18 protein-coding genes are annotated in these 22,376 nt (G+C 71.6%); 12 read left to right on the plus strand and 6 right to left on the minus strand.

Features of this window, described 5'->3' with window-relative positions:
* From ABZ484_RS33645 to ABZ484_RS33660, 4 genes are all read left to right on the plus strand, one after another.
* A partial coding sequence (locus ABZ484_RS33645; RefSeq protein ID WP_358869742.1) for a zinc-binding dehydrogenase occupies positions 1 to 733 on the plus strand: 733 nt, incomplete at its 5' end.
* Positions 730 to 1,362, plus strand: a complete 633-nt coding sequence (locus tag ABZ484_RS33650) for an MBL fold metallo-hydrolase (RefSeq protein ID WP_358869743.1) — start codon at positions 730 to 732, stop codon at positions 1,360 to 1,362. The genes ABZ484_RS33645 and ABZ484_RS33650, both read left to right, overlap by 4 nt.
* A gap of 285 nt (positions 1,363 to 1,647) precedes the next feature.
* Entirely contained in the window at positions 1,648 to 2,010 is a 363-nt protein-coding gene (locus ABZ484_RS33655; RefSeq protein WP_358869744.1) for a bifunctional 3-phenylpropionate/cinnamic acid dioxygenase ferredoxin subunit, read from the plus strand.
* A complete protein-coding gene (locus tag ABZ484_RS33660; RefSeq protein ID WP_358869745.1) occupies positions 2,007 to 3,170 on the plus strand; it encodes an FAD-dependent oxidoreductase in 1,164 nt (387 codons plus the stop codon). Before ABZ484_RS33655 ends, ABZ484_RS33660 begins: the two co-directional genes overlap by 4 nt.
* Positions 3,171 to 3,254: 84 nt before the next feature.
* On the opposite strand, the gene ABZ484_RS33665 is transcribed toward ABZ484_RS33660, so the two are convergent.
* Positions 3,255 to 4,052: an IclR family transcriptional regulator gene (locus ABZ484_RS33665; protein WP_358869746.1), complete on the minus strand. Its 798-nt coding sequence runs from the start codon at positions 4,050 to 4,052 to the stop codon at positions 3,255 to 3,257.
* Between the two features lie 149 nt (positions 4,053 to 4,201).
* On the opposite strand from ABZ484_RS33665, the gene betA reads away from it, so the two are divergent.
* The 7 genes from betA to ABZ484_RS33700 all read left to right on the plus strand — a co-directional run bounded on the left by betA (position 4,202) and on the right by ABZ484_RS33700 (position 15,484).
* Positions 4,202 to 5,872, plus strand: a complete 1,671-nt coding sequence (betA, locus tag ABZ484_RS33670; protein ID WP_358869747.1) for a choline dehydrogenase — start codon at positions 4,202 to 4,204, stop codon at positions 5,870 to 5,872.
* A 236-nt stretch (positions 5,873 to 6,108) separates the two neighbouring features.
* The gene (locus tag ABZ484_RS33675) at positions 6,109 to 7,578 is read left to right on the plus strand and encodes an aldehyde dehydrogenase family protein (RefSeq protein WP_358869748.1); all 1,470 of its coding nucleotides are present in this window, start codon (positions 6,109 to 6,111) and stop codon (positions 7,576 to 7,578) included.
* A gap of 20 nt (positions 7,579 to 7,598) precedes the next feature.
* A complete protein-coding gene (locus ABZ484_RS33680; protein WP_358869749.1) occupies positions 7,599 to 8,687 on the plus strand; it encodes a glycine betaine/L-proline ABC transporter ATP-binding protein in 1,089 nt (362 codons plus the stop codon).
* Positions 8,687 to 10,660, plus strand: a complete 1,974-nt coding sequence (locus tag ABZ484_RS33685) for an ABC transporter permease subunit (protein WP_358869750.1) — start codon at positions 8,687 to 8,689, stop codon at positions 10,658 to 10,660. The genes ABZ484_RS33680 and ABZ484_RS33685 overlap by 1 nt, the downstream gene beginning before the upstream one ends.
* Before the next feature lie 13 nt (positions 10,661 to 10,673).
* Positions 10,674 to 11,639, plus strand: coding sequence for an ABC transporter substrate-binding protein (locus ABZ484_RS33690; protein ID WP_358869751.1), 966 nt, complete (start codon positions 10,674 to 10,676; stop codon positions 11,637 to 11,639).
* A 252-nt stretch (positions 11,640 to 11,891) separates the two neighbouring features.
* Positions 11,892 to 14,330: an FAD-dependent oxidoreductase gene (locus tag ABZ484_RS33695; protein WP_358869752.1), complete on the plus strand. Its 2,439-nt coding sequence runs from the start codon at positions 11,892 to 11,894 to the stop codon at positions 14,328 to 14,330.
* 20 nt (positions 14,331 to 14,350) lie between these two features.
* Entirely contained in the window at positions 14,351 to 15,484 is a 1,134-nt protein-coding gene (locus ABZ484_RS33700; RefSeq protein WP_358869753.1) for an aromatic ring-hydroxylating dioxygenase subunit alpha, read from the plus strand.
* 66 nt (positions 15,485 to 15,550) lie between these two features.
* Here the strand turns inward: ABZ484_RS33700 and ABZ484_RS33705 are convergent, their stop codons facing one another.
* The 4 genes from ABZ484_RS33705 to ABZ484_RS33720 form a co-directional block, all read right to left on the minus strand.
* Positions 15,551 to 16,447, minus strand: a complete 897-nt coding sequence (locus ABZ484_RS33705; protein ID WP_358869754.1) for a DMT family transporter — start codon at positions 16,445 to 16,447, stop codon at positions 15,551 to 15,553.
* 131 nt (positions 16,448 to 16,578) lie between these two features.
* Positions 16,579 to 17,337, minus strand: coding sequence for an SDR family oxidoreductase (locus tag ABZ484_RS33710; protein WP_358869755.1), 759 nt, complete (start codon positions 17,335 to 17,337; stop codon positions 16,579 to 16,581).
* A gap of 307 nt (positions 17,338 to 17,644) precedes the next feature.
* Positions 17,645 to 18,355, minus strand: coding sequence for a hypothetical protein (locus tag ABZ484_RS33715; protein ID WP_358869756.1), 711 nt, complete (start codon positions 18,353 to 18,355; stop codon positions 17,645 to 17,647).
* Positions 18,356 to 18,470: 115 nt separating this feature from the next.
* Positions 18,471 to 19,199: a hypothetical protein gene (locus tag ABZ484_RS33720; RefSeq protein ID WP_358869757.1), complete on the minus strand. Its 729-nt coding sequence runs from the start codon at positions 19,197 to 19,199 to the stop codon at positions 18,471 to 18,473.
* A 76-nt stretch (positions 19,200 to 19,275) separates the two neighbouring features.
* Between ABZ484_RS33720 and ABZ484_RS33725 the strand changes: the two genes are divergently transcribed.
* Entirely contained in the window at positions 19,276 to 20,184 is a 909-nt protein-coding gene (locus ABZ484_RS33725; protein ID WP_358869758.1) for a LysR family transcriptional regulator, read from the plus strand.
* A gap of 21 nt (positions 20,185 to 20,205) precedes the next feature.
* Here ABZ484_RS33725 and ABZ484_RS33730 read toward each other — a convergent pair whose 3' ends face one another.
* Complete coding sequence (locus ABZ484_RS33730) at positions 20,206 to 22,071, minus strand: endo-1,4-beta-xylanase (protein ID WP_358869759.1); 1,866 nt, start codon at positions 22,069 to 22,071, stop codon at positions 20,206 to 20,208.
* Positions 22,072 to 22,376: the final 305 nt, after the last annotated feature.

Consider the following 22,376-nt stretch of genomic DNA (forward strand, 5'->3'; position numbering starts at 1 on the left):
CCTCACCGACGGCACGGAGCTCTCCCCGGCCCTCGGGATCGGCGCGTTCGCCGAGAAGACGCTGGTGGCGGCCGGCCAGTGCACCAAGGTGGACCGGGCCGCCTCGGCCGCCGCCGCCGGTCTCCTGGGCTGCGGCGTCATGGCGGGCATCGGCGCGGCCATCAACACCGGGAATGTCGGCCGCGGTGACAGCGTGGCCGTCATCGGCTGCGGCGGCGTCGGGGACGCGGCCGTGGTCGGGTCGCGTGTGGCGGGCGCGGCGAGGATCATCGCGGTCGATGTCGACGACCGGAAGCTGGCCACGGCCCAGAAGCTGGGCGCGACCCACACGGTCAACTCCAGCGAGACGGACCCGGTCGAGGCGATCCGGGAGCTGACCGGCGGCTTCGGCGCCGACGTGGTCATCGAGGCCGTCGGCCGCCCGGAGACCTACAAGCAGGCGTTCTACGCCCGTGACCTGGCCGGCACGGTGGTCCTGGTCGGCGTGCCGACCCCGGAGATGAAGCTGGAGCTGCCGCTGCTGGACGTCTTCGGCCGGGGCGGCGCGCTGAAGTCCTCCTGGTACGGCGACTGCCTGCCCTCCCGGGACTTCCCGATGCTGATCGACCTCTATCTGCAGGGCCGGCTGGACCTGGACGCCTTCGTCACCGAGACCATCGCCCTCGACGAGGTGGAGAAGGCGTTCGAGCGGATGCACGGCGGCGACGTGCTGCGCTCGGTGGTGGTGCTGTGAGCGCCGTCCGCATCGAACGCCTCGTCACCTCTGGGCAGTTCACCCTCGACGGGGGCACCTGGGACGTCGAGAACAACGTGTGGATCGTGGGCGACGACCGCGAGGCGATCGTCGTCGACGCCGCCCATGACGCCGGGGTCATCACCGAGGCGGTCGGCGACCGCCGGCTGACCGCCATCGTGTGCACCCACGCGCACAACGACCACATCGACGCCGCGCCCGAACTCGCCGCGCGCACCGGTGCGCCGATCCTGCTCCACCCCGATGACCTTCCGCTGTGGAAGCAGACCCATCCCGACCGGATGCCCGACGGTGAACTGGCCGACGGCCGGGTCCTCACCGTGGCGGGCACCGAGCTGACCGTGCTGCACACCCCCGGCCACGCCCCCGGCGCCGTCTGCCTGTACGCGCCCGGCCTGACGGCGCTCTTCAGCGGGGACACGCTCTTCGCGGGCGGTCCGGGCGCCACGGGACGGTCGTACAGCGACTTCGGCACGATCGTCGAGTCGATCCGGGACCGGCTGCTGACCCTGCCGGGAGAGACGGTCGTCCACACCGGACACGGGGAGACCACCACCATCGGCGCGGAGGCCCCGCACCTTCAGGAGTGGATCGCCCGGGGCTGCTGACCGGCGTCCTGCTCACGGATGCACGCCCGTCTCCCAGCCCTGAGGGCCGCGAGAGGGGCGTGCATCCGCTGTCTTCGCCCGCGTTTCTCTCAGTGGCGCAAGTTCCTTGTGGCGCAACGGGAAACGGCGGGTCGAGGGGCCCGGTGAACGCCTTGACAAGGGTTCTGGCCGAACCCCAGACTGATGTTGCGCTCATCGCAATTCGTTTCGCTATATGCACCGTCAAGGGAGCCGAAGGGCGGCTGAAGGCGCCCGTAGGCGAACGAGCCATCAAACCGAGGTGTCATGATGATTCCCGCGTGCCGTCTCACGGATCTCCCGCGAGGCGAGGCCTTCCGGCTCGACACCGATCCGCCGGTCTCGGTGTTCCACACCGTCGACGGCGAGGTCTTCGCCATCGACGACACCTGCACCCACCAGGACGCCTCGCTCGCGGACGGCTGGCTGGAGGGCTGCGAGGTGGAATGCCCGCTCCACGCCTCGACGTTCGACCTGAGGACAGGCGCCGTCGACGCCCCGCCGGCCAAGCTCCCGGTCCGGACCCACGAGGTCGTCGTGGAGGACGGCATGGTCTACGTGCGGCTGTCGACGGACGCCCCCAACCTCCCGCCCTGCCTCGCCGACCGGCTCGCCGGAGGCCGCGCGTGAGGACCGTGGCCGTGGTGGGAGCCTCGCTGGCCGGTCTGTCGGCGGCCCGCTCACTGCGGTCACAGGGCTACGACGGGCGGCTGGTCGTCATCGGCGACGAACCCCACCGCCCCTACGACCGGCCGCCGCTGTCCAAGGAGTTCCTGGCCGGCACCCTCGGCGAGGCGGACCTCGCGCTGGAGAGGGACGACGAGGATCTGGGGGCCGAGTGGCTGCTCGGCACCCGCGCCGCCGGACTGGACCGCACCGAGCGCGCGATCCGGCTCACCGACGGCCGCAGGGTCCGGGCGGACGGCGTCGTCGTCGCGACCGGCGCCGCCGCGCGGACCCTGCCCGGCGCCGCCGGCCTGGCCGGAGTGCATGTGCTGCGCACGCTCGACGACGCCCGTGGTCTGCGGGACGCCCTGGCCCTCGGCGGGCGGCTGGTCGTCATCGGCGGCGGGTTCATCGGCGCGGAGGTCGCCTCCACCGCACACGGCCTCGGGCTCGACGTGACGGTCGTCGAGGCGGCCCCGACACCGCTCGCCGGACCGCTCGGCGAGACCATGGGCGGCATCGTCTCCGCCCTCCACACCGACCACGGCGTACGACTGCTGTGCGGGGCGGGCGTCAAGGGGCTCGGCGGCGAACGCCGGGTCGAGGCCGTGCTGTTGGAGGACGGCCGCGGCATCCCCGCCGACACCGTCGTCGTCGGTGTGGGGGCGCGCCCGAACGTCGAATGGCTCCAGGGATCCGGCGTCGCCCTGGACAACGGCGTCACCTGCGGCGCCGACGGCCGCACCAGCCTGGCCGGGGTGGTGGCGGTCGGTGACTGCGCCGCCTGGTACGACCCCGGTGCGGGCGTCCACCGCCGCGTCGAACACTGGACGGGTGCGCTGGAGCGGCCCGCCGCGGCCGTGGCCGCGCTGCTGTCGTCGGGCGCGGCGGAACCCGCCGTGCCCAGGCCGCCGTACTTCTGGTCGGACCAGTACGGCGTGAAGATCCAGTTCGCCGGACACGCGGCCGGCGCCGACACCGTGACGGTCGTGGAAGGCGCCACGGACGAGCGCAGTTTCCTCGCCGTCTACCGCCGCGGCGGTCATCCGGTCGCCGTGCTCGGCATGAACCAGCCGAGGCTGTTCACCCGCTGGCGCAGACAGCTGTCGAACACGACACCGTGACACCGCACCCGCGCACGACACGTGGCACCGCCCTCCAGCCGGGTGCAGGGGCGCCTCGGCGCCCACCGGCCGTGGCCCGGCGGGTCAGCCCAGGTAGCCCATCCGGTGGCTGATCTCGTCCGCGCCCTTGACCAGCACCGGAGCGAGTTCGTGCAGGCGCTCCTCGGTGAAGCGGTAGGACGGCCCGGAGGCGCTGAGCGCCGCGACGACGTCGCCTTGCCGGTCCCGGATCGGCGCGGCGATGGCGTGCAGACCGATCTCGAACTCCTCCGTGGTCCAGGCGTAGCCGCGCTCCCGGGCCTCGGCGAGGTTCTTCTCGAGCTTGGTCCTGGCGGTGATGGTGTGCGGGGTGACCTTCTTCAGGCCCGCCTCGGCCAGCAGCGCGGCGCGCTCCTTGGCGGGCAGGTGGGCCAGCAGGATCTTGCCGCTGGAGGTGGCGTGCAGCGGGGTCAGCTGCCCGACCCAGTTGTGCGCGGTGACGGCCGCCGGGCCGCGCACCTGGTAGAGGTTGATCGCATAGTGCTCCTGGAGCACGGCGATGTTGACCGTCTCACCGATCTCCTCGGCGAGGCGCTCGCAGACCGGACGGCCCTGCTGGGTGATGTCGATACGCCCCGTGACCGCGCCGGCCAGGCGCACGATGCCGAACCCGAGCCGGTACTTGCCGCGCTCGACGGCCTGCTCCACCAGGCCCCGCGCCTCCAGGGCGCCGAGCAGGCGGAACGCGGTCGACTTGTGGACGTCGATCTCGCCGGCCACCTCGCTGACGCCCGCCTCGCCGCGCTGCGCCAGGATCTCCAGCACGCTGATGGCGCGGTCGACCGACTGCACTCCTCCGGTCTGTGAAGTCGACGTTTCAGACTCTGGACTGTAGTTGCTCATAACGAAACTATACGCTCAGTAAACAACGCGGAGGCAAGTGACGCCACGGAAACTCGGACTCGCAGGTTGCGTTGCGCGCAACCTGGTGCACATAGCGCTACCGCACTAGCATGCCCCGCGTATCTACGGCGCGAGCGAGACGAGGCACCATGGCTACCCTGCACTACGACTTCGTCATCGTCGGCGGCGGATCGGCCGGCAGCGCACTGGCGAACAGGCTCTCGGCGGACCCGGCGAACCGGGTGCTGGTCCTGGAGGCCGGCCGGTCCGACTACCCGTGGGATGTCTTCATCCACATGCCCGCGGCGCTGACCTACCCGATCGGCAGCCGGTTCTACGACTGGAAGTACGAGTCCGAGCCGGAGCCCCACATGGGCGGCCGCCGCATCTACCACGCGCGCGGCAAGGTGCTGGGCGGCTCCAGCAGCATCAACGGCATGATCTTCCAGCGCGGCAACCCCATGGACTACGAGCGCTGGGCCGCCGACCCCGGGATGGAGACCTGGGACTACGCGCACTGCCTGCCGTACTTCCGGCGGATGGAGAACTGCCTCGCGGCCGACCCGGAGGACGAGTTCCGCGGCCACGACGGCCCGCTCGTCCTCGAACGCGGCCCGGCGACCAATCCGCTCTTCACCGCCTTCCTGGAGGCCGTCCAGCAGGCCGGCCAGGCCCGCACCGACGATGTCAACGGCTACCGCCAGGAGGGCTTCGCCCCCTTCGACCGCAACGTCCATCGCGGGCGCCGTCTGTCGGCCTCCAAGGCCTACCTCAAGCCCGCGATGAAACGGCCGAACCTCACGGTCCGCACCCGCGCCTTCGTCACCCGGGTGCTCTTCGAGGGCAAGCGGGCCGTCGGCGTCGAGTACCGGCGCGGCAGGGGCGCGCCCCAGCGGGTCCGCGCCGGGGAGGTCATCCTCTGCGGCGGCGCGATCAACTCCCCGCAATTGCTCCAGCTCTCCGGCGTCGGCGACGCCGGCGAACTGCGCGCCCTCGGCATCGACGTCGTCCACGGCCTCCCCGGCGTCGGCGAGAACCTCCAGGACCACCTGGAGGTCTACGTCCAGTACGCCTGCAAGCAGCCGGTCTCCATGCAGCCGTACCTGGCGAAGTGGCGAGCCCCGTTCATCGGACTGCAATGGCTCTTCCGCACCGGCCCCGCCGCCACCAACCACTTCGAGGCGGGGGGCTTCGCCCGCAGCAACGAGGACGTGGACTATCCCAACCTGATGTTCCACTTCCTCCCGGTCGCGGTCCGCTACGACGGCTCCTCGCCGGCCGGCGGCCACGGCTACCAGGTGCATGTCGGGCCCATGTACTCCGACGCCGTCGGATCGGTGAAGATCAGGAGCGCCGACCCCCGGGTCAAGCCGGCGTTGCGCTTCAACTACCTCTCCACCGAACAGGACCGCCGCGAATGGGTCGAGGCGATCCGCGTCGCCCGCCGGCTCCTCAACCAGCCCGCGCTCGCCCCCTACAACGGCGGGGAGATCTCGCCCGGCCCGTCCGTGGAGAGCGACGAGGAGATCCTCGCCTGGGTCGCCAAGGAGGGCGAGACCGCCCTGCACCCCTCCTGCACCTGCAAGATGGGCACCGACGACATGTCCGTCGTCGACCCGGCGAGCATGCGCGTGCACGGGCTGGACGGACTGCGCGTGGTGGACGCCTCCGTGATGCCGTACGTCACCAACGGCAACATCTACGCGCCGGTGATGATGGTCGCGGAGAAGGCCGCCGACCTGATCCTCGGCAGGCAGCCGCTGGAGCCGTCGAAGGCGGCGTACTACCGCCACCGCGACGCCCGGACGCAGGCGGGGTAGACCTCGGGCCACGCCCAAGTCCCGGACAGGGCCGTGTGCGACGGCTCCACCGCTGCGTCGCGGCCCCTCGCCACGGCCGTATACAACGGCGGGCGGACCGGATCCCGGTCCGTCCGCCGTCGGCCGAATCGTCATGACCGGACCCCTTGACGTAGGTGGGCGCTTTCGCCAAGGTGTTCCACCACAAGCAATTAGATGCACGATGCGCAACGCATTACGGCTGAAGGGCTTGGCTCGTGGCAGACCTGTACGTGGACGGGACGTGGCGGGAGCCGGTGTCCCAAGGCCTGCGGGACATCCGCTGTCCCGCCGACGGCACCCTCGCCGCGACCGTGTCGGAAGGCACACGCCCCGACACCGAGGCGGCGATCGCCGCCGCCCGCCGCGCCTTCGACGAGGGACCCTGGCCGCGCACCCCGGAGCGGGAGCGCGGCCGACTGCTTCTGCGCACCGCCGACATCATCGAGCGCGACGCCAAGGAGTTCGCCCGCGCCGAGTCGCTGGACACCGGCAAACGCCTCGTCGAGAGCGAGTACGACGTCGCCGACGTCGTCTCCTGCCTCCGCCACTACGGCGGCATCGGCGGCATCGACGCCGGCCGGGTCGTCGACACCGGCCGCGAGGACGCCGTCAGCCGCGTCGTGTACGAGCCGGTCGGGGTCTGCGGGCTCATCACCCCCTGGAACTACCCGCTGTTGCAGGCCTCCTGGAAGGTCGCGCCCGCACTCCTCGCGGGCAACACGGTCGTCCTCAAGCCCAGCGAGCTCACCCCCTCCACGTCCATCCTGCTCATGAAGGCGCTTCAGGAGGCCGGGCTGCCGGCCGGTGCCGCCAACCTGGTGCTGGGCACCGGCCCCGAGGCGGGCGCACCGCTCTGCGAGAGCCCCGCCGTCGACATGGTCTCCTTCACCGGAGGCCTGGAAACCGGTCGGCGCGTCATGGCGACCGCCGCCGCGACCGTGAAGAAGGTCGCGCTGGAGCTCGGCGGCAAGAACCCCAACGTCGTCTTCGCCGACGCCGACTTCGACACGGCCGTGGACTTCGCCCTCACGGCCGTCTTCCTGCACTCCGGACAGGTCTGCTCGGCCGGAGCCCGCCTGATCGTCGAGGACGGCCTGCACGACGCCTTCGTCGACGAGGTGGTCCGCCGCGCCCGGCGGATCCGCCTCGGCGGCCCCTTCGACCCGGCGGCGGAGACCGGGCCGCTGATCTCCGCCGCGCACCGGGAGAAGGTCGAGGCGTACGTCGCGGCGGGCCTCGCCGAGGGCGCCGTACTGCGCTGCGGCGGCGAACGGCCGGCCGATGCCGCCCTCGCCGCCGGCCACTACTATCCGCCCACCGTGCTCGACGAGTGCCGGCAGGACATGCGCGTGGTGCACGAGGAGTCCTTCGGCCCCGTGCTCACCGTGGAACGCTTCCGGGACGAGGACGACGCCGTACGCATCGCCAACGACACGGAGTTCGGACTCGCCGGAGCGGTATGGACGCAGGACGCCGGAAGGGCCCAGCGGGTGGCCCGGCGGCTGCGCCACGGAACGGTCTGGATCAACGACTACCACCCCTATGTACCGCAAGCCGAATGGGGCGGCTTCGGGCACTCGGGCGTCGGCCGGGAGCTGGGACCCACCGGCCTGGACGAGTACCGGGAGCCCAAGCACATCTGGCAGAACATCCAACCACGGCCGCAGCGCTGGTTCAGCGGCTGAACGCCGAAAAGAGGTCGAACGTGACCCCCACACAGACCGAGGTGCCGCAGCGGCGCGGCACACCCCAGGACCCGGACACCACTCCGGTCATCTCCGTGCGCCGGCTGTGGAAGGTGTTCGGTCCGAAGGCCGACCGGGTGCCGGACTCCGCCGAGTTGTGCGGGCTCTCCCGCCGCGAGCTCATGGAGCGCACCGGGTGCACCGTCGCCGTACGCGACGTCGGCTTCGAGGTCTCGCCGGGCGAGGTCTTCGTGGTCATGGGCCTGTCGGGGTCCGGCAAGTCCACCCTGGTGCGATGCCTGACCCGGCTGATCGAACCCACCTCCGGCGAGGTCGTCTTCGAGGGCCAGGACATCCGCGACGCCGACGACCGGCGCCTGCGCGAACTGCGGCGGCGCAAGTTCTCCATGGTCTTCCAGCACTTCGGGCTGCTGCCGCACCGCCGCGTGGTGGACAACGTGGCCTTCGGCCTCGAGATCCGCGGCATGGGCAGGGCGGAGCGCACCAGGCGGGCCCAGGAGGTCGTCGAACTCGTCGGCCTGGCCGGCTACGAGAACTCCTACCCCGACCAGCTCTCCGGCGGCATGCAGCAGCGCGTCGGCCTGGCCCGCGCCCTGGCCGGCGATCCGGACGTGCTCTTCTTCGACGAGCCGTTCTCCGCGCTGGACCCGCTGATCCGCCGCGACATGCAGAACGAGGTCATCCGGCTGCACCACGAGGTCGGCAAGACCATGGTGTTCATCACCCACGACCTCTCCGAGGCGCTCAAGCTGGGCGACCGCATCCTCATCATGCGCGACGGGCGGACGGTCCAGTGCGGCCGGGGCGACGAACTGGTCGGCGCGCCCGCCGACGACTACGTCCGCGAGTTCGTCAAGGACGTGCCGCGCGGCGACGTGCTCACCCTGCGCTGGATCATGCGGCCCGCCGAGCCGGACGACGCCCTGGACGGCCCCGAACTGGGCCCGGACGTGGTGGTGCGGGAGGCCACCCGGGCGGTGCTCGCCGCCGACCGGCCGGTCAAGGTCGTCGAGAACGGCAAGCTCCTCGGCATCGTCGGTGACGAGGAGATCCTCGCGGTGGTGGCGGGGCGGGAAGGCGGCGCGTGATGACCGTCGCCCTGGACAAGACCGCACCTCTGGCCGGTGCGCGCAGAGTCGGCCGCCGCACGGTGGTGGCCGCGATCCTGGTCGTCTGGCTGGTGCTGTTCGCCGTGTTCCGCGGCCGGCAGACCCTGACCCTGGCGGCGGCGGACCTCACCGGCCTGCACCGCTGGTTCAACGACGTCAACGACACCATCGGAGCGAACCGCAACACCAATCCGCTCTTCCTGTACTTCTTCAACGAGATCCGCCTGGTCATCGACAACCTGGTGACCTTCGTCCAGCACCTGATCTCCCAGCCCACCGGCGCCCGTCCCGTCCCGCAGATCGGCTGGCTCGGCGTGGTCGGCCTCGCGGGCTATGTCTCGTGGGCCGTGGCCAACTGGCGGGTCGCGCTGCTCGCCGTGGCCGGGTTCACCTTCTTCGGGCTGCAGGGTCTGTGGCAGGAGAGCATGGACACCCTGTCCCTCACCGTCTCCGCGGTCCTCGTGGCGCTGCTGTTCGCGCTGCCGCTGGGCGTATGGGCGGGGCTGTCCGACCGGTTCAACCGGATCATGACGCCGCTGCTGGACTTCATGCAGACGATGCCGACCTTCGTCTACCTGGCCCCGCTGACCCTGTTCTTCCTCATCGGCCCGGCCTCCGCCACGATCGCCACCCTCATCTACGCGGCTCCGCCGGCGATCCGCATCACCGCGCACGCCGTCCGCTCCGTACCGCGCAGCACGGTCGAGGCGGCCGACTCGCTGGGCGCGACCCGGCGGCAGACCCTGCTGAAGGTGCTGCTGCCGATGTCCCGGCGGACGGTGGTGATGGGCGTCAACCAGACCATCATGGCCGCCCTGGCGATGGTGACCATCGCGGCCCTGATCGACGCCCCCGGGCTCGGCAAGACCGTCGTCCAGGCCTTGCAGTCGCTCGACGTGGGCACGGCCTTCAACGCGGGACTCGCCATCGTCGTCATGGCGATCGTCCTGGACCGGGTGACGACGGCTGCCGGGGGACGCGAGGAGGCGGCCCGCCGCTCGGGCAGCCGCTTCCTCGCCTGGCGCCGCCCCCTGCTGGCCGCGGGCGCCGCGGGCACCGCGATCCTGATGTATCTGTCGCACACCTACGTGTGGGCGGCCGAGTTCCCCGGCGACGGCGCTACCGGCAGCTCCATCGCGAGCGCGGCGGACACCGCGACCACCTGGGCCCAGGACCACCTGTCGGGCATCACGAACACCGCCCGCGACATCATCACCAACGGCCTGCTCAACCCCTTCCAGTCGCTGCTCACCGACTCCCCGTGGTGGCTGGTCGGCGCGGCCCTGGTGGCGCTCGGCGCGGTGCTCGGCGGCCGGTTCGCCGCCCTCACCGCGGCGGTGTGCGTGGGCCTGCTGGTGGGCACCGGCGTGTGGTCGGACAGCATGACGACACTGGCCTCGACCGCCGTGGCGACGGTACTGGTGATGGTGCTCGGCGTCGTCTTCGGCGTGTGGATGGGGCGCAGCGCGCTGGTGGACCGGGTGCTGCGGCCCACCCTGGACGCGGCGCAGGTGATGCCGCCGTTCGTCTATCTGGTGCCGTTCCTGGCGCTGTTCGGGGCGACGCGCTTCACGGCCATCGTCGCCGCCGTCGTCTACGCGGCACCGGTCGCCATGAAGATCATCGCGGACGGGGTGCGGGCCGTGCCCGAGACCACCGTCGAGGCGGCCGCCTCCGCCGGGTGCAACACCTGGCAGATCATCACCAAGGTCCAACTGCCGATGTCACGCGGTGCCCTGACCCTCGCGACCAACCAGGGTCTGATCTATGTGCTGTCGATGGTCGTGGTGGGCGGCCTGGTGGGGGCGGGCGCCCTCGGCTACGACGTCGTGGCCGGATTCTCGCAGGGAGAGCTGTACGGCAAGGGGCTGGCGGCGGGACTCGCCATCGTCCTGCTCGGAGTCATGTTCGACCGGATCACTCAGGCGGCGGCGCGACGCACCGGCGCGTAAGGAGCACGACACCATGGCAAGACACTGGCGCGCCGGCGCGGCCGGCCTGGCCGTCCTCGGCCTCACCCTCACCGCGTGCGGAGGCGCGAAGGTCGGTGACGGTTCCTCCGCGGGCTCCAAGAGCTCGGGCGGCAGGTGCGGCACCTTCAACCTGGCCGTCAACCCCTGGGTCGGCTACGAGGCGGACGCGGCGGTCGTCGCGTACGTCGCCCAGCACGACCTCGGATGCACGGTCGACAAGAAGGACCTGAAGGAAGAGATCGCCTGGCAGGGATTCGGGACCGGCGAGGTCGACGCGATCCTGGAGAACTGGGGCCACGACGACCTGAAGAAGAAGTACATCACCGAGCAGAAGACCGCCGTCGACGCCGGCTCCACCGGCAACAAGGGCGTCATCGGCTGGTTCGTGCCGCCGTGGCTGGCCAAGGCCCACCCGGACATCACCGACTGGAGAAACCTCGACAAGTACGCCTCCCGCTTCCGCACCTCCGAGTCGGGCGGCAAGGGCCAGCTGCTGGACGGCGACCCGTCCTACGTCACCAACGACGCGGCACTGGTGAAGAACCTGAAACTGGACTTCAAGGTGGTGTACGCGGGCAGCGAGACCGCGCTCATCCAGGCCTTCCGGACGGCCGAGAAGAACAAGCAGTGGGTGATCGGCTACTTCTACGAGCCGCAGTGGTTCCTGTCCGAGGTGCCCCTGGTCAAGGTCGATCTGCCGAAGTACACCACCGGGTGCGACGCCGACGCGGCGAAGATCGCCTGCGACTATCCCGTGTACGACCTGAACAAGATCGTCAGCTCGAGGTTCGCCCGGTCCGGCAGCCCCGCCTACAAGCTGGTGAAGAACTTCCACTGGACGAACGACGACCAGAACACCGTGGCCAAGTACATCGCGCAGGACAAGATGTCGCCCGACGCGGCCGCGAAGAAGTGGGTCGAGGCCAACCGCGACAAGGTGGAGGCCTGGCTGAGCTGACCCGCGTCCGCAAGCGGTCGGACACGCCCGGCGGGCGGTGCGCAGCGGTGCGCACCGCCCGCCGGGCGTTGCCGCTTTCCGGGCCGCTTTCCGGGCCGCTTTCCGGGCCGATTCCAGGGTCGTTGTGCGGCCCGCTCCGCGACGTCACGGACCCCTTGACACCCATCCCCGCGGCAGGCAGATTGAGTTGCGCAGCCTGAATCATGTTGCGCAGAAAGCAACTGAGCGGTTCTGAATTCCGGAGGTGCGGCGATGGCGGGACCCCGAGTGGTGATCATCGGAGCGGGCGTCGTGGGAGCGGCTCTCGCGGACGAGATCTCCGCACGAGGCTGGACCGAAGTGACCGTGGTCGACCAGGGCCCGCTGCCGGCCACCGGGGGGTCCTCCTCACACGCCCCGGGCCTGGTCTTCCAGACGAACTCCTCCAAGACCATGACCGAACTGGCCCGCTACACCGTCGAGAAGCTCCGCTCCCTCGACGTCGACGGCCGGCCCTGCTTCCTCCAGGTCGGCGGCCTCGAAGTGGCCACCACCCCCGAGCGCCTGGCCGAACTGCGGCGCCGCCATGGCTGGATCACCTCCTGGGGCGTCGAGGGCCGGCTGCTGAGCCCCGAGGAGTGCGTCGAGCAGCACCCACTGGTCGATCCCGACCGGGTCCTCGGCGGCCTGCTGATCCCCACCGACGGGCTCGCCAAGGCCGTCCTCGCCGTCGAGGCGCAGATCCGCCGGGCCACCGGGCGCGGCGTCCGCTTCCTCGCCCGCCACGAGGTCCTCGACGTGCGGCAGAGCGAGGGCCGGGTGACCGGCGTGGTGACCGACCAGGGCGAGCTCGGCGCCGACATCGTCGTGTGCTGCGCCGGCATCTGGGGCCCGAGGATCGCCCGTATGGTCGGCATGAACCTGCCGCTCACGCCGCTCGCCCACCAACTCGCCTGGACCGGCCCCGTCCCGGCACTGGCCGGCCAGACCGAGGAGGCGGTCCGCCCGATCCTGCGCCACCAGGACGCCGACCTCTACTACCGCGACCGCTTCGACGGCCTGGGCATCGGCTACTACGGCCACCGCCCCATGCCCGTCTCCGCCGACGACATCCTCTCCGTGGACGAGGCCGAGCGGATGCCGTCGGTGCTGAAGTTCACCGAGGACGACTTCGCCGACGCCTGGACCGAGACGCAGTCGCTGCTGCCCGCGACCAAGGAGAGCGAGATCGCGGAGGGCATCAACGGCCTGTTCTCCTTCACCACCGACAACTTCCCGCTGCTCGGCGAGTCTTTGGACGTCAAGGGCTTCTGGGTCGCCGAGGCCGTCTGGGTCACCCACTCCGCGGGCGTCGGCCGGGCCATGGCCGAATGGCTGGTCGACGGCCACTGCTCGTCCTTCGACCTGCACGAGTGCGACGTCAACCGCTTCGAGCCCCACCAGCTCGCCCCGGAGTACGTCCTGGCCCGCGACTGCCGGAACTTCGAAGAGGTCTACGACATCATCCACCCCCTCCAGCCGTCGGGGGACCCGCGCCCGATCCGCAAGAGCCCCTTCCACTCGCGTCAGCAGGAGCACGGCGCCTTCTTCCTGGAGGCGAACGGCTGGGAGCGCCCGCAGTGGTACGAGGCCAACGCCTCGCTCGTCGAGGGGAGGAGCATCCCCACGCCCAACGACTGGGCCGCGCGGTACTGGTCGCCCGTCGTCGGCGCGGAGGCGCAGGTCACCCGTGAGACGGTCGCCCTCTACGACATGACGGCCCTCAAGCGCCTCGAGGTCAGCGGCCCCGGCGCCGCCGGCTTCCTGGAGCGCATGGCCACCGGCAAGGTCGCCAAGTCGGTCGGTTCGGTGACGTACACACTCCTGTTGGACCACGACGGCGGCATCCGCAGCGACATCACCGTCGCCCGGCTCGGTCGCGACCTCTTCCAGGTCGGCGCCAACGGCAACCTCGACCTCGACTGGTTCACCCGCCACCTCCCCGCCGACGGCACGGTCCAGGTCCGCGACATCACGCCGGGCACCTGCTGCATCGGCCTGTGGGGCCCGCTGGCCCGCAAGGCGCTGCAACCGCTGACCGACGACGACTTCTCGAACGACGGGCTGAAGTACTTCCGCGCCAGGCGCGCCCACATCGGCAGCGTCCCGGTCACCGCGATGCGCCTGTCCTACGTCGGCGAGCTCGGCTGGGAGCTGTACACCACCGCCGACCTCGGCCAGAAGCTGTGGGACACCCTGTGGGCGGCGGCCGAGCCGCTCGGCGGCGTCGTCGCCGGCCGCGGCGCCTTCAACAGCCTGCGCCTGGAGAAGGGTTACCGCTCCTTCGGCACCGACATGACCTACGAGCACGATCCCTACGAGGCCGGAGTCGGCTTCGCCGTCAAGCTCGACAAGGAGGACTTCATCGGCAAGGCCGCCCTCGAACGCCGCAAGGCCGACGTACGACGCCGCCTGACCTGCCTCACCGTCGACGACCCGCGGGCGGTCGTCATGGGCAAGGAACCGGTCTACGACGGAGACCGCCCCGTCGGCTACGTCACCAGCGCCGCCTACGGCCACACCATCGGCAAGGGCATCGCCTACGCGTGGCTTCCGGCGGACCTCGCCGTCCCGGGCACCACCGTGCACATCGGCTACTTCGACCAGCGCGTCGAGGCGGCCGTCGCCGAGGAGCCCCTGTTCGACCCGGCCATGTCCCGCCTGCGCGGCTGACCTCCTTCGAAGGTGACACGATGACCCTCACCAACCTGCCCTCCAGCCTGATCCCCACCCTGCCCGGCGAGCACTACACCGACCCCGGGATCTTCGCCCTCGAGCAGCAGCGCATCTTCGAGACCATGTGGTTCTGCGTGGCCCGCGCCTCCGAACTGGCCAGGCCCGGACAGTTCCGCACCTGCCAGGTCGGCCGGGAGAGCGTGCTCGTCTCCCGCGCCCGGGACGGCTCGGTCAAGGCGTTCCTCAACATCTGCCGGCACCGTGGGGCCCGGCTGTGCACCGAGGAGTCCGGCGAGGTCAAGCGCGCCTTCCAGTGCCCGTACCACGCCTGGACCTACGGACTGGACGGCAGGCTGGTGGCCGCGCCCAACCTGACGTCGATGCCGGACATCGACCGGGTCGCCTACGGCCTGGTCGACGTGCACGTCCGCGAGTGGCTCGGCTACGTGTGGGTGTGCCTCGCCGACACCCCGCCGTCCTTCGAGGACGACGTGACCGGCGAGGTGGCCGAGCGTCTGGGCGACCTCCAGGTCATCGAGAACTACGGCGTCGACGACCTCCGGGTGGGCCGCCGGATCACCTACGACGTCAAGGCCAACTGGAAGCTGATCATCGAGAACTTCATGGAGTGCTACCACTGCGCCACCATCCACCCGGAACTCACCGAGGTGCTCCCGGAGTTCGCCGACGGCTACGCCGCCCAGTACTACGTCGGCCACGGCGCCGAGTTCGGCGAGGACGTCAAGGGCTTCACCGTCGACGGATCCGAGGGCCTGGACCGCATCCCCACGGTCGCCGAGGAGCAGGACCGCCGCTACTACGCGATCACGGTCAAGCCGCAGGTGTTCATCAACCTCGTCCCCGACCACGTGATCTTCCACCGGATGTTCCCGGTGGCCGTCGACCGCACGGTCGTCGAGTGCGACTGGCTCTACCTGCCGCACGTGGTCGAGGGCGGCAAGGACGTCAGCCGGTCCGTGGAGCTCTTCGACCGGGTCAACCGCCAGGACTTCGACGCCTGCGAGCGCACCCAACCGGGGATGGGCTCCCGGGCGTACGCCCAGGGCGGCGTCCTCGTCCCCAGCGAGCACCACATCGGCGCCTTCCACACCTGGGTCCACGACAGGCTCGGCACATCGCCCGCCCACTGAGCCGCCCCGCCGCACCACCGCCCCGGCCGCCCGCCGTGTCGTCCCCACCGCGGGCGGCCGGGGCGTTCACCGCGCCCGCGCCCGGCGCCCCGATCGTGACCGGGCGGGTCCGTCGTGCGGCCTCGTGCCCCGGGCGGTGGTGACGTAGGCGCTGACCAGGATCAGCGCGCACCCGCCCAGTTGCAGCGGGGTGGGATGCTCGCCAAGGACGAGGGCGCTCAGCACCACCGCGCCCACCGGCGTGAGCAGCAACAGGATCGCGCCGACGTGAGAGGCCAGCCTCGGCGAGGCGGTGGCGACCAGCAGCCACCCGACGACCTGGCTACAGGCCGCCACCCCCAGCAGCCAGCCCAGAGCCGGCCAGCCGGGCGTGGCGTCGAATCCGTACCACAGCAGCCCGGCCGCCAGCGACACCGCCGCCGCGGCCACGACGACCGCGGTGTACACCTGCCGGACCTGGCCGGCGTGACCGCCGCGGCGCAGCAGGTACAAGAACCCCGAATAGCACAGGGCCGCCAGGATCGCGTGCACGGTGCCCCAGCGCGGATCGCTGCCGACCGCCCCGCCCCGCTCCAGCACGCCGCCGGCCAGCACCACCCCCACCAGCAGCACCGGAAGCCACCACAGGAAGCGGCGGGGCACCGGTTCCCGGTCGACCGCCCACGCCAGCAACGGCACCATCACCACCTGCACATTGACCAGCACGGTCGACAGCCCGGCGCCCACCTCTCCGATCGCCTGCGTCCACAGCAGCATGTCCCCGGCGAACAGCGCTCCCGCCACCAGCGCGAGCCCGTACCGCCGGGGTGCCGCCGGGCCCTCCCGGCGGCGTTCGGCGCCCGCCAGCACCAGGAGCGCGGGCAGGGCCAGCACACAGCGGTAGAACGACGCCGTGCCGGGAGAGGTGCGCGCCAGATCCAGCAGGACCGCCGACGCCGACACGCACAGCGCGCCGATCGCCATGGACCAGGCCGGACACCGCGTCCCCGACCGGCCCGGCGCGGGGACCGCGTCCCTGAGCGCGAGACCCGGCGCGGGCCGATGGCCGGCGGACGGATCCCCGGCGAGCCGGCGCTCGTCGGGACCGGGCACGGCTACCGGCCGCCCGAGACCGTCATCGTCGTACCGGTCACATAGCCGGCGGCCGGTGACATCAGCCAGCCGACCGCCTCGGCGATCTCCTCGGGCCGTCCGACGCGGCCCATCGGCACCCCGCTCTCCGCGAGGCGGTCCACGTCCGCCGGGGACATGTCGGTGGCGATCAGGCCGGGTGCCACGGCGTTGACCCGGACGCCGTCCCGCGCGACCTCGTTGGCCAGCCCCCGGGTGAGGCTCTCCACGGCACCCTTCGTGGCCGCGTAGGCGACCGTGCCGTAGATCCCGCCCGTCCGGGCGGCGACCGAGCTGATGTTGACGATCGCTCCGCCCTGCCCGCCGTGCCGGACGGACAGCCGGCGGACCGCCGCGCGGCAGCACAGCAGGGGCCCGAGGACGTTCACGGCGAGCAGCCGCTCCAGGGCGTGCGCGTCCTGCTCGTCCAGCGGACGGGCCTCGCCGAGGATCCCCGCGTTGTTGACCAGCCCTGCCAGTCCGCCCAGTTCGGCCTCCGCCTCCTCGAACAACGCCGCGACCTGCCGCTCGTCGGCGACGTCGGCGGCGATGGCCCGCGCCCGTCCGCCGTCGGCGACGACGGCGTCCACGACCGCGTCCGCGGCCTCCGCGTGGCCGGCGTAGTTCACCGCGACCGCGTGACCCCGCGCGGCGAGCCCGCGGCACACCGCGGCGCCGATGCCGCGGCTGCCGCCGGTGACGACGACCAGATCCCGGGTCTCCGTACGTGCCGTGTCCACCATGTCCTGCCTCGCATGTTCACCCACTCACCAGACGCGGCATCGCCTCCGCCGTGGCCTGCGGCGCCTCCCGGGGCGGGAAGTGCCCGACGCCCGGCATCAGCATTCGCTCGTGGTGGTCGGTGAACAGATCGATCGTCCTTGCTCTCGGCGGTGTGCGGCGCGAGCCCCCCAGCCGTGTCGACGTGGTTCCGCACGCCGGGCCGGGTGATCCGCTCCGGGCCCTTCAAACGAGCGATCTGCCGGGCCGTGCCAGCGGCGGGCCCCCACGAGCGGCGGGATCAGGACCTCGCACACCGCTCGTGGCTCCTCACGGTACGCGGGCCAGCTCTCGCACCTGGTGGTAGCCGTCCTCGTCGTGCCTGACCCGGACCAGGGCGTCGACCAGCCGGACGAACTCGCGGTCGTCGTCCACCAGCGCACGCAGCGACATCGCGTCCTGGTCGAGGTGCAGCCGGTCCGCCGCGTCGAGCACCTTCTTGTCCACGAACGGGCACAGCTCGTTCCACAGCAGCTGCGCCTCGCGGCAGAAGGCGTCGACGACGTCGTCGTCCACGTTGGCGAAGTGCCGCAGCAGCTCCCGCTCGCGCTCCGGGTCGCGTCCGGCGTCCTCGCGCAGCTCCCCGAGGTCGCCGCCGTGGTCCTCCTGGAGGTGCAGCGCCGCGTCCGTCATGGCCGTGCTGATCCGCCTGACGTCGCCCTCCCGGTATCCGGCGTCCCTGAGCGCCCCGGCGATCCGGTCGGCCCCCGCCCGGAGCACCCCTCCGGCCGTGGACCATCGGCGCTCACGCAGGCCGACGAAGGTGCGCACGGCCGTCTCCGGGGTCACCCGGGCGTCGGTGAGCGCCGCGAGCTGGAACATCTGGAACAGGGCGTGGGGGGACTCCTTCAGATGGATCTCGGCCTCCTCCGAGAGGCTCTCGCGTCCGTACCGCTTCAGCAGCGCGCCGACGATGTGCTTCTGGTCCGTGTCGCCCGCCGTCCGCCGGCCCGTGCCGGTGTCCTTCTTCGCGCCGGTCATGCCTGCTCACCTCCCGACCGCGCCTGCCAGGCCCCGCCGTGCCGGTGAGGCCGCCGCGGTCGTCCGCATCAGCTTCCCGGCTTCCCTGTCCGGCCTGCGCTAACCGCGGTCCGGCTCACCGGGTCCGGGCGTGGGTGCGGGAGCGGGCGTGGGCGACGGCGGCCTCGGCCAGGCCGGTGATCAGCGGGTGTGCCCGGGTGCCGTCGCCGTCCAGTTCGGGCTGGAAGAGGGTGGCCAGGAAGAACGGATGGGAGGGCAGTTCCGCGATACGGACCTCGCCGGACTCGTCCGTGCCGGTGAAGACCAGCCCATGGGCGCGCAGGACGTCCAGGTGCCGGGGGTTGGCTGCGTAGCCGCAGTGGTAGCGCGCCCGCGTGCGATCGGCTCCGATCAGGGAGGCGGCCCGGGAGCCGGGGGAGACCCGGACGACGCCCTCGTGGCCGACCAGCGAACAGGCCAGCGGCACGATCACGCTGTCCTCCTCGGCGGCCGAAAGATCGTTCTCGGCGTGGGCGGCTCGGTCCAGGCCGCAGACATGGCGCGCGAATTCGAGCAGGACGTGCTGGAAGCCCGCGCAGGTGCCGAGGAAGGGGATGCCCCCCTCGCGTGCCGCGCGGATCGCGGACAGGACCCCGGCCTCACTGCGGTAGGGGCTGCCCGGCAGCACCCAGACCGCGTCGAAGCCGTCCACGCCCTGACCGGCGTCCTCGGTGGCGACCCAGTAGGCGTCGAGATCCAGCCCGTCCCGCGCCCGCAGCGCCCGAAGCAGGCCGGGGACGCGGGTGTGCGAGCGAACGGCGTGGGAGCGGTCCCCGACCAGGGCGAGGCGTGCGGTGTGATCCATGACGCCGATCCTGCCGGGCACCCCGCATCGCGTCCAACGATGATTCCCGCATCACGCATAAGCGATACTGATCCGCATGGATCCGCATCTGCTGCGCACCTTCGTCGCGGTCCTCGACCACCGGTCCTTCTCCCGCGCCGCCGCGGCCCTCGGCTACACCCAGTCCGCCGTCTCCCAGCACATCGCCGCGCTCGAAGCGGACCTCGGTACCCGGCTCGTCGAACGCCGGCCCGTCGCCCCCACTCCGGCCGGTGAGCGGCTGATGGAGCACGCCCCCGCCCTGCTGCTGCGGCTGGACGCCGCCCGCGCGGACCTCGCCCGCCTGCGGCAGAGCCGGCCCACGCGACTGGTCCTGGCCTGCTCGCCCGCCGCCCTCACGCCCGCCGTCGCGCAGGCGCTCACCCGACTGCGCGCCGCCACCCCCTCCCTGTTCCTGGAGGTAAGGGTCCTGGGGCGGGAGCCGGTGATCGAGGAGGTCCTCACCGGCCGTGCCGGTCTCGGCCTCGTCGACGGCATCGCCGCCCCCAGCGACCCGCTGCCCCTGCCGGACGTCGGCCCGGCGACCGTCCTCGTGGCGGCGGAGCAGCCGTTGGCCGTCCTCTTCCCCCACGGCCATCCGCTGGCAGGGCGCCGCGCGGTCCGGCTCACGGATCTGACGCAGGCCCAGTGGATCGACGCCGCCGACACGGCCGTTCCCCTCGACCGGCTGCGCGCCCTGTGCCGCACGGACGGCTTCCGTCCCCGGATCAGCCACCGCGGCACCGACCTGTACGGTCTCGCCGCCCTCGCGGCCGCCGGGCTCGGGCTCACCGCCCTTCCGCTGTCCCTGGCCGCCGCGCTGCCCGGTCTCACCGCCGTCCCGGTCGAGGAGCCGCGTCTCGTCCACCGCACGGAACTGGTCCTGGTGACCCATCCGACCGCCGTCGCACGGCGGTTGGCCGATCTCCTCGTCACCGAGACGTCCGGCGGCGCCCGGGTCACCTGACGCCGCCGGTCCGGGGGGCTGTCAGGGTTCGGTGCCGACGGCGAGGGTGCCGTTCACGTACGCGGTCACCTTGGTGGTGCCGGCGTAGGCGGTGTTGGTGGCGCGGCTGTAGTCGTCGCTCTCGTCGAAGTTGGACCAGTCGCTCTTGTTGAACCGGTTCTGGATGTCGCCGGTGGACTTGCCGGCGGCGAGGGTTCCGGCGCCGGTGGTGAAGCCGATCTCCAGGTAGTGGTCGGCGCCGGCCTTCGGGGTGGACATCGCCACGACCTTCCGGGTGACGTTCGCGCAGCCGATCTGGGCGTAGTCGCACCATGCGCTGTACGTGTTCGCGCCGTTGTCGCCGGTGAAGTAGTAGCGCAGGGTGACCTTGGACAGGTCCAGCGGTTCGGTGCCGGTGTTGACGACCTGGAGGCCGGGCTTGATCTGGTTGTCGCCGGGGGCGGTGTCGTTGTTCTTGTACTGCACCTTGAACGCCCCGGTGCCGGTGCCGCCGCCGGCCTGGGTGGTGGCGGTGACGGCCGCCGACGCCGACGACACGTTCCCCGCCGCGTCCTTCGCCCTGACCGTGTACGTGTACGTGGTGGACGGCGTGAGCCCGCTGTCGGTGAAGGACGTCGAGGTGCTGCTGCCCGCCTTCGTCCCGTCCCGGTAGATGTCGTAGCCGGTGACACCCACGTCGTCGGTCGACGCCGACCACTTCAGGGACGCCGAGGTGTCCGTGGTGCCGGAGACCGCGAGGCCCGTCGGCGCCGTCGGGGGCGTCGTGTCGGACACGCCGGGCGCGAGGGCGTCGCGGACGGCGGCGTACGCGGGCTTGGGCTGGAGGTTCTCGTCGTAGAGGCAGGCGGCTCCCTGCCCCTGGAAGGTGCTGGGAACCCACGAGTACTTGTCGTCGAAGTCCCACACCGTGATGCCGACACAGCGGGAGACGCCGAGACAGGCCTCGGTGACCTGACGGTAGTAGTCGGCCTGGGTCGCCAGCTTGGTGGCGTCCGAGGGCAGTTGCATGCGCACGTCCAGCTCGGTGATCGCGACATCGAGCCCGAGGTCGGCGAAGCGCTGGAGGTTCTGGCGCATGTTCGTGGGGAAGCCGTACTGGATGGCCAGGTGTCCCTGGAAGCCGATGCCGTCCAGCGGGACGCCCTGGCTCTTCAGGTCGCTCGCCAGCCGGTACATGGCGTCGGCCTTGGCGCCGGTGCCGTCGGTGTTGTAGTCGTTGATGTACAGCTTGGCGTCCGGGTCGGCCGCGTGGGCGGTGCGCAGCGCGTCCGCGATGTACTTGTCTCCCATGGCGTTGTAGAACGGGGAACTCCGGAAGGTGCCGTCGTCGTTGAAGGGCTCGTTGACCACGTCCCAGGCGTAGATCTCGCCCTTGTAGTGGCTGACCTCCTCGGTGATGTGGTTCTCCATCGCCGCCTGGAGCTGGCCGGCGGGCAGGCCGCTCACCCAGCCGGGCAGCTGACTGTGCCAGACCAGGGTGTGACCGCGCACGCGCTGGTTGTGGGCCCGGGCGAAGTCGACGATCTTGTCGCCGCCGCTGAAGTTGAACTGGCCCTGCTGCGGCTCGGTGGTGTCCCACTTCATCGAGTTGCCGGGCGTGATCACGCCGAACTCGCTGCCCAGGACGGCGGTGTACGGCGCGTCGGACAGTTCCGGATTGTCGGTGGCCGAACCGAAGTAGCGGCCCTGAGCCTCCGCCAGCTGGTCCAGGGTGCTCGTGCCCGCCGCGAGAGCGGGCGAGGCCGCCCCGACGGCGAGCAGCCCGGAGGCGGCGGTCACGAGGGCGGCCAGCGTGCACACGAGCCGCTTGCCGCGTGAGGAGCCGACCGGCTTCCCGGCGGCGGACGCGGAGGGCCGTGATCGTGGCGGAGGCAGGGGGAAAGGCATGGCGGTTTCCTTCCGAGCGTGGGCGAGGTGCGCCGGAGGCGGGACTGCGGCCGCCGTCACACGCGTGTGCCGGCGGCGTGCTTGGAACCCGGTGGCGGGAGGGACATGGGACGGGCCTTCTCCTCCCGCCACCGGACGTGCGAGGGGGCTTACGGTTCGGTGCCCCAGGCGAGGGCGCCGCCGACGTAGCCCGTCACCTTGGTGGTGTCCGCGTAGGCGGTGTTGGTGCCGCGGCTGTAGTCGTCGCTCTCGTTGAAGTTGGACCAGTCGCTCTTGTTGAAGCGGGCCTGGATGTCGCCGGTGGA

This window comes from Streptomyces sp. NPDC006393, from assembly GCF_040628575.1.
GTDB lineage: Bacteria > Actinomycetota > Actinomycetes > Streptomycetales > Streptomycetaceae > Streptomyces.

Coding starts and splice junctions, on each gene's coding strand:
- ABZ484_RS33655 (WP_358869744.1), top strand. CDS start 1,648: ATGATGATTCCCGCGTGCCGTCTCACGGATCTCCCGCGAGGCGAGGCC.
- ABZ484_RS33665 (WP_358869746.1), bottom strand. CDS start 4,052: ATGAGCAACTACAGTCCAGAGTCTGAAACGTCGACTTCACAGACCGGA.
- betA (WP_358869747.1), top strand. CDS start 4,202: ATGGCTACCCTGCACTACGACTTCGTCATCGTCGGCGGCGGATCGGCC.
- ABZ484_RS33685 (WP_358869750.1), top strand. CDS start 8,687: ATGACCGTCGCCCTGGACAAGACCGCACCTCTGGCCGGTGCGCGCAGA.
- ABZ484_RS33690 (WP_358869751.1), top strand. CDS start 10,674: ATGGCAAGACACTGGCGCGCCGGCGCGGCCGGCCTGGCCGTCCTCGGC.
- ABZ484_RS33695 (WP_358869752.1), top strand. CDS start 11,892: ATGGCGGGACCCCGAGTGGTGATCATCGGAGCGGGCGTCGTGGGAGCG.
- ABZ484_RS33700 (WP_358869753.1), top strand. CDS start 14,351: ATGACCCTCACCAACCTGCCCTCCAGCCTGATCCCCACCCTGCCCGGC.
- ABZ484_RS33705 (WP_358869754.1), bottom strand. CDS start 16,447: ATGGCGATCGGCGCGCTGTGCGTGTCGGCGTCGGCGGTCCTGCTGGAT.
- ABZ484_RS33710 (WP_358869755.1), bottom strand. CDS start 17,337: ATGGTGGACACGGCACGTACGGAGACCCGGGATCTGGTCGTCGTCACC.
- ABZ484_RS33715 (WP_358869756.1), bottom strand. CDS start 18,355: ATGACCGGCGCGAAGAAGGACACCGGCACGGGCCGGCGGACGGCGGGC.
- ABZ484_RS33720 (WP_358869757.1), bottom strand. CDS start 19,199: ATGGATCACACCGCACGCCTCGCCCTGGTCGGGGACCGCTCCCACGCC.
- ABZ484_RS33725 (WP_358869758.1), top strand. CDS start 19,276: ATGGATCCGCATCTGCTGCGCACCTTCGTCGCGGTCCTCGACCACCGG.
- ABZ484_RS33730 (WP_358869759.1), bottom strand. CDS start 22,071: ATGCCTTTCCCCCTGCCTCCGCCACGATCACGGCCCTCCGCGTCCGCC.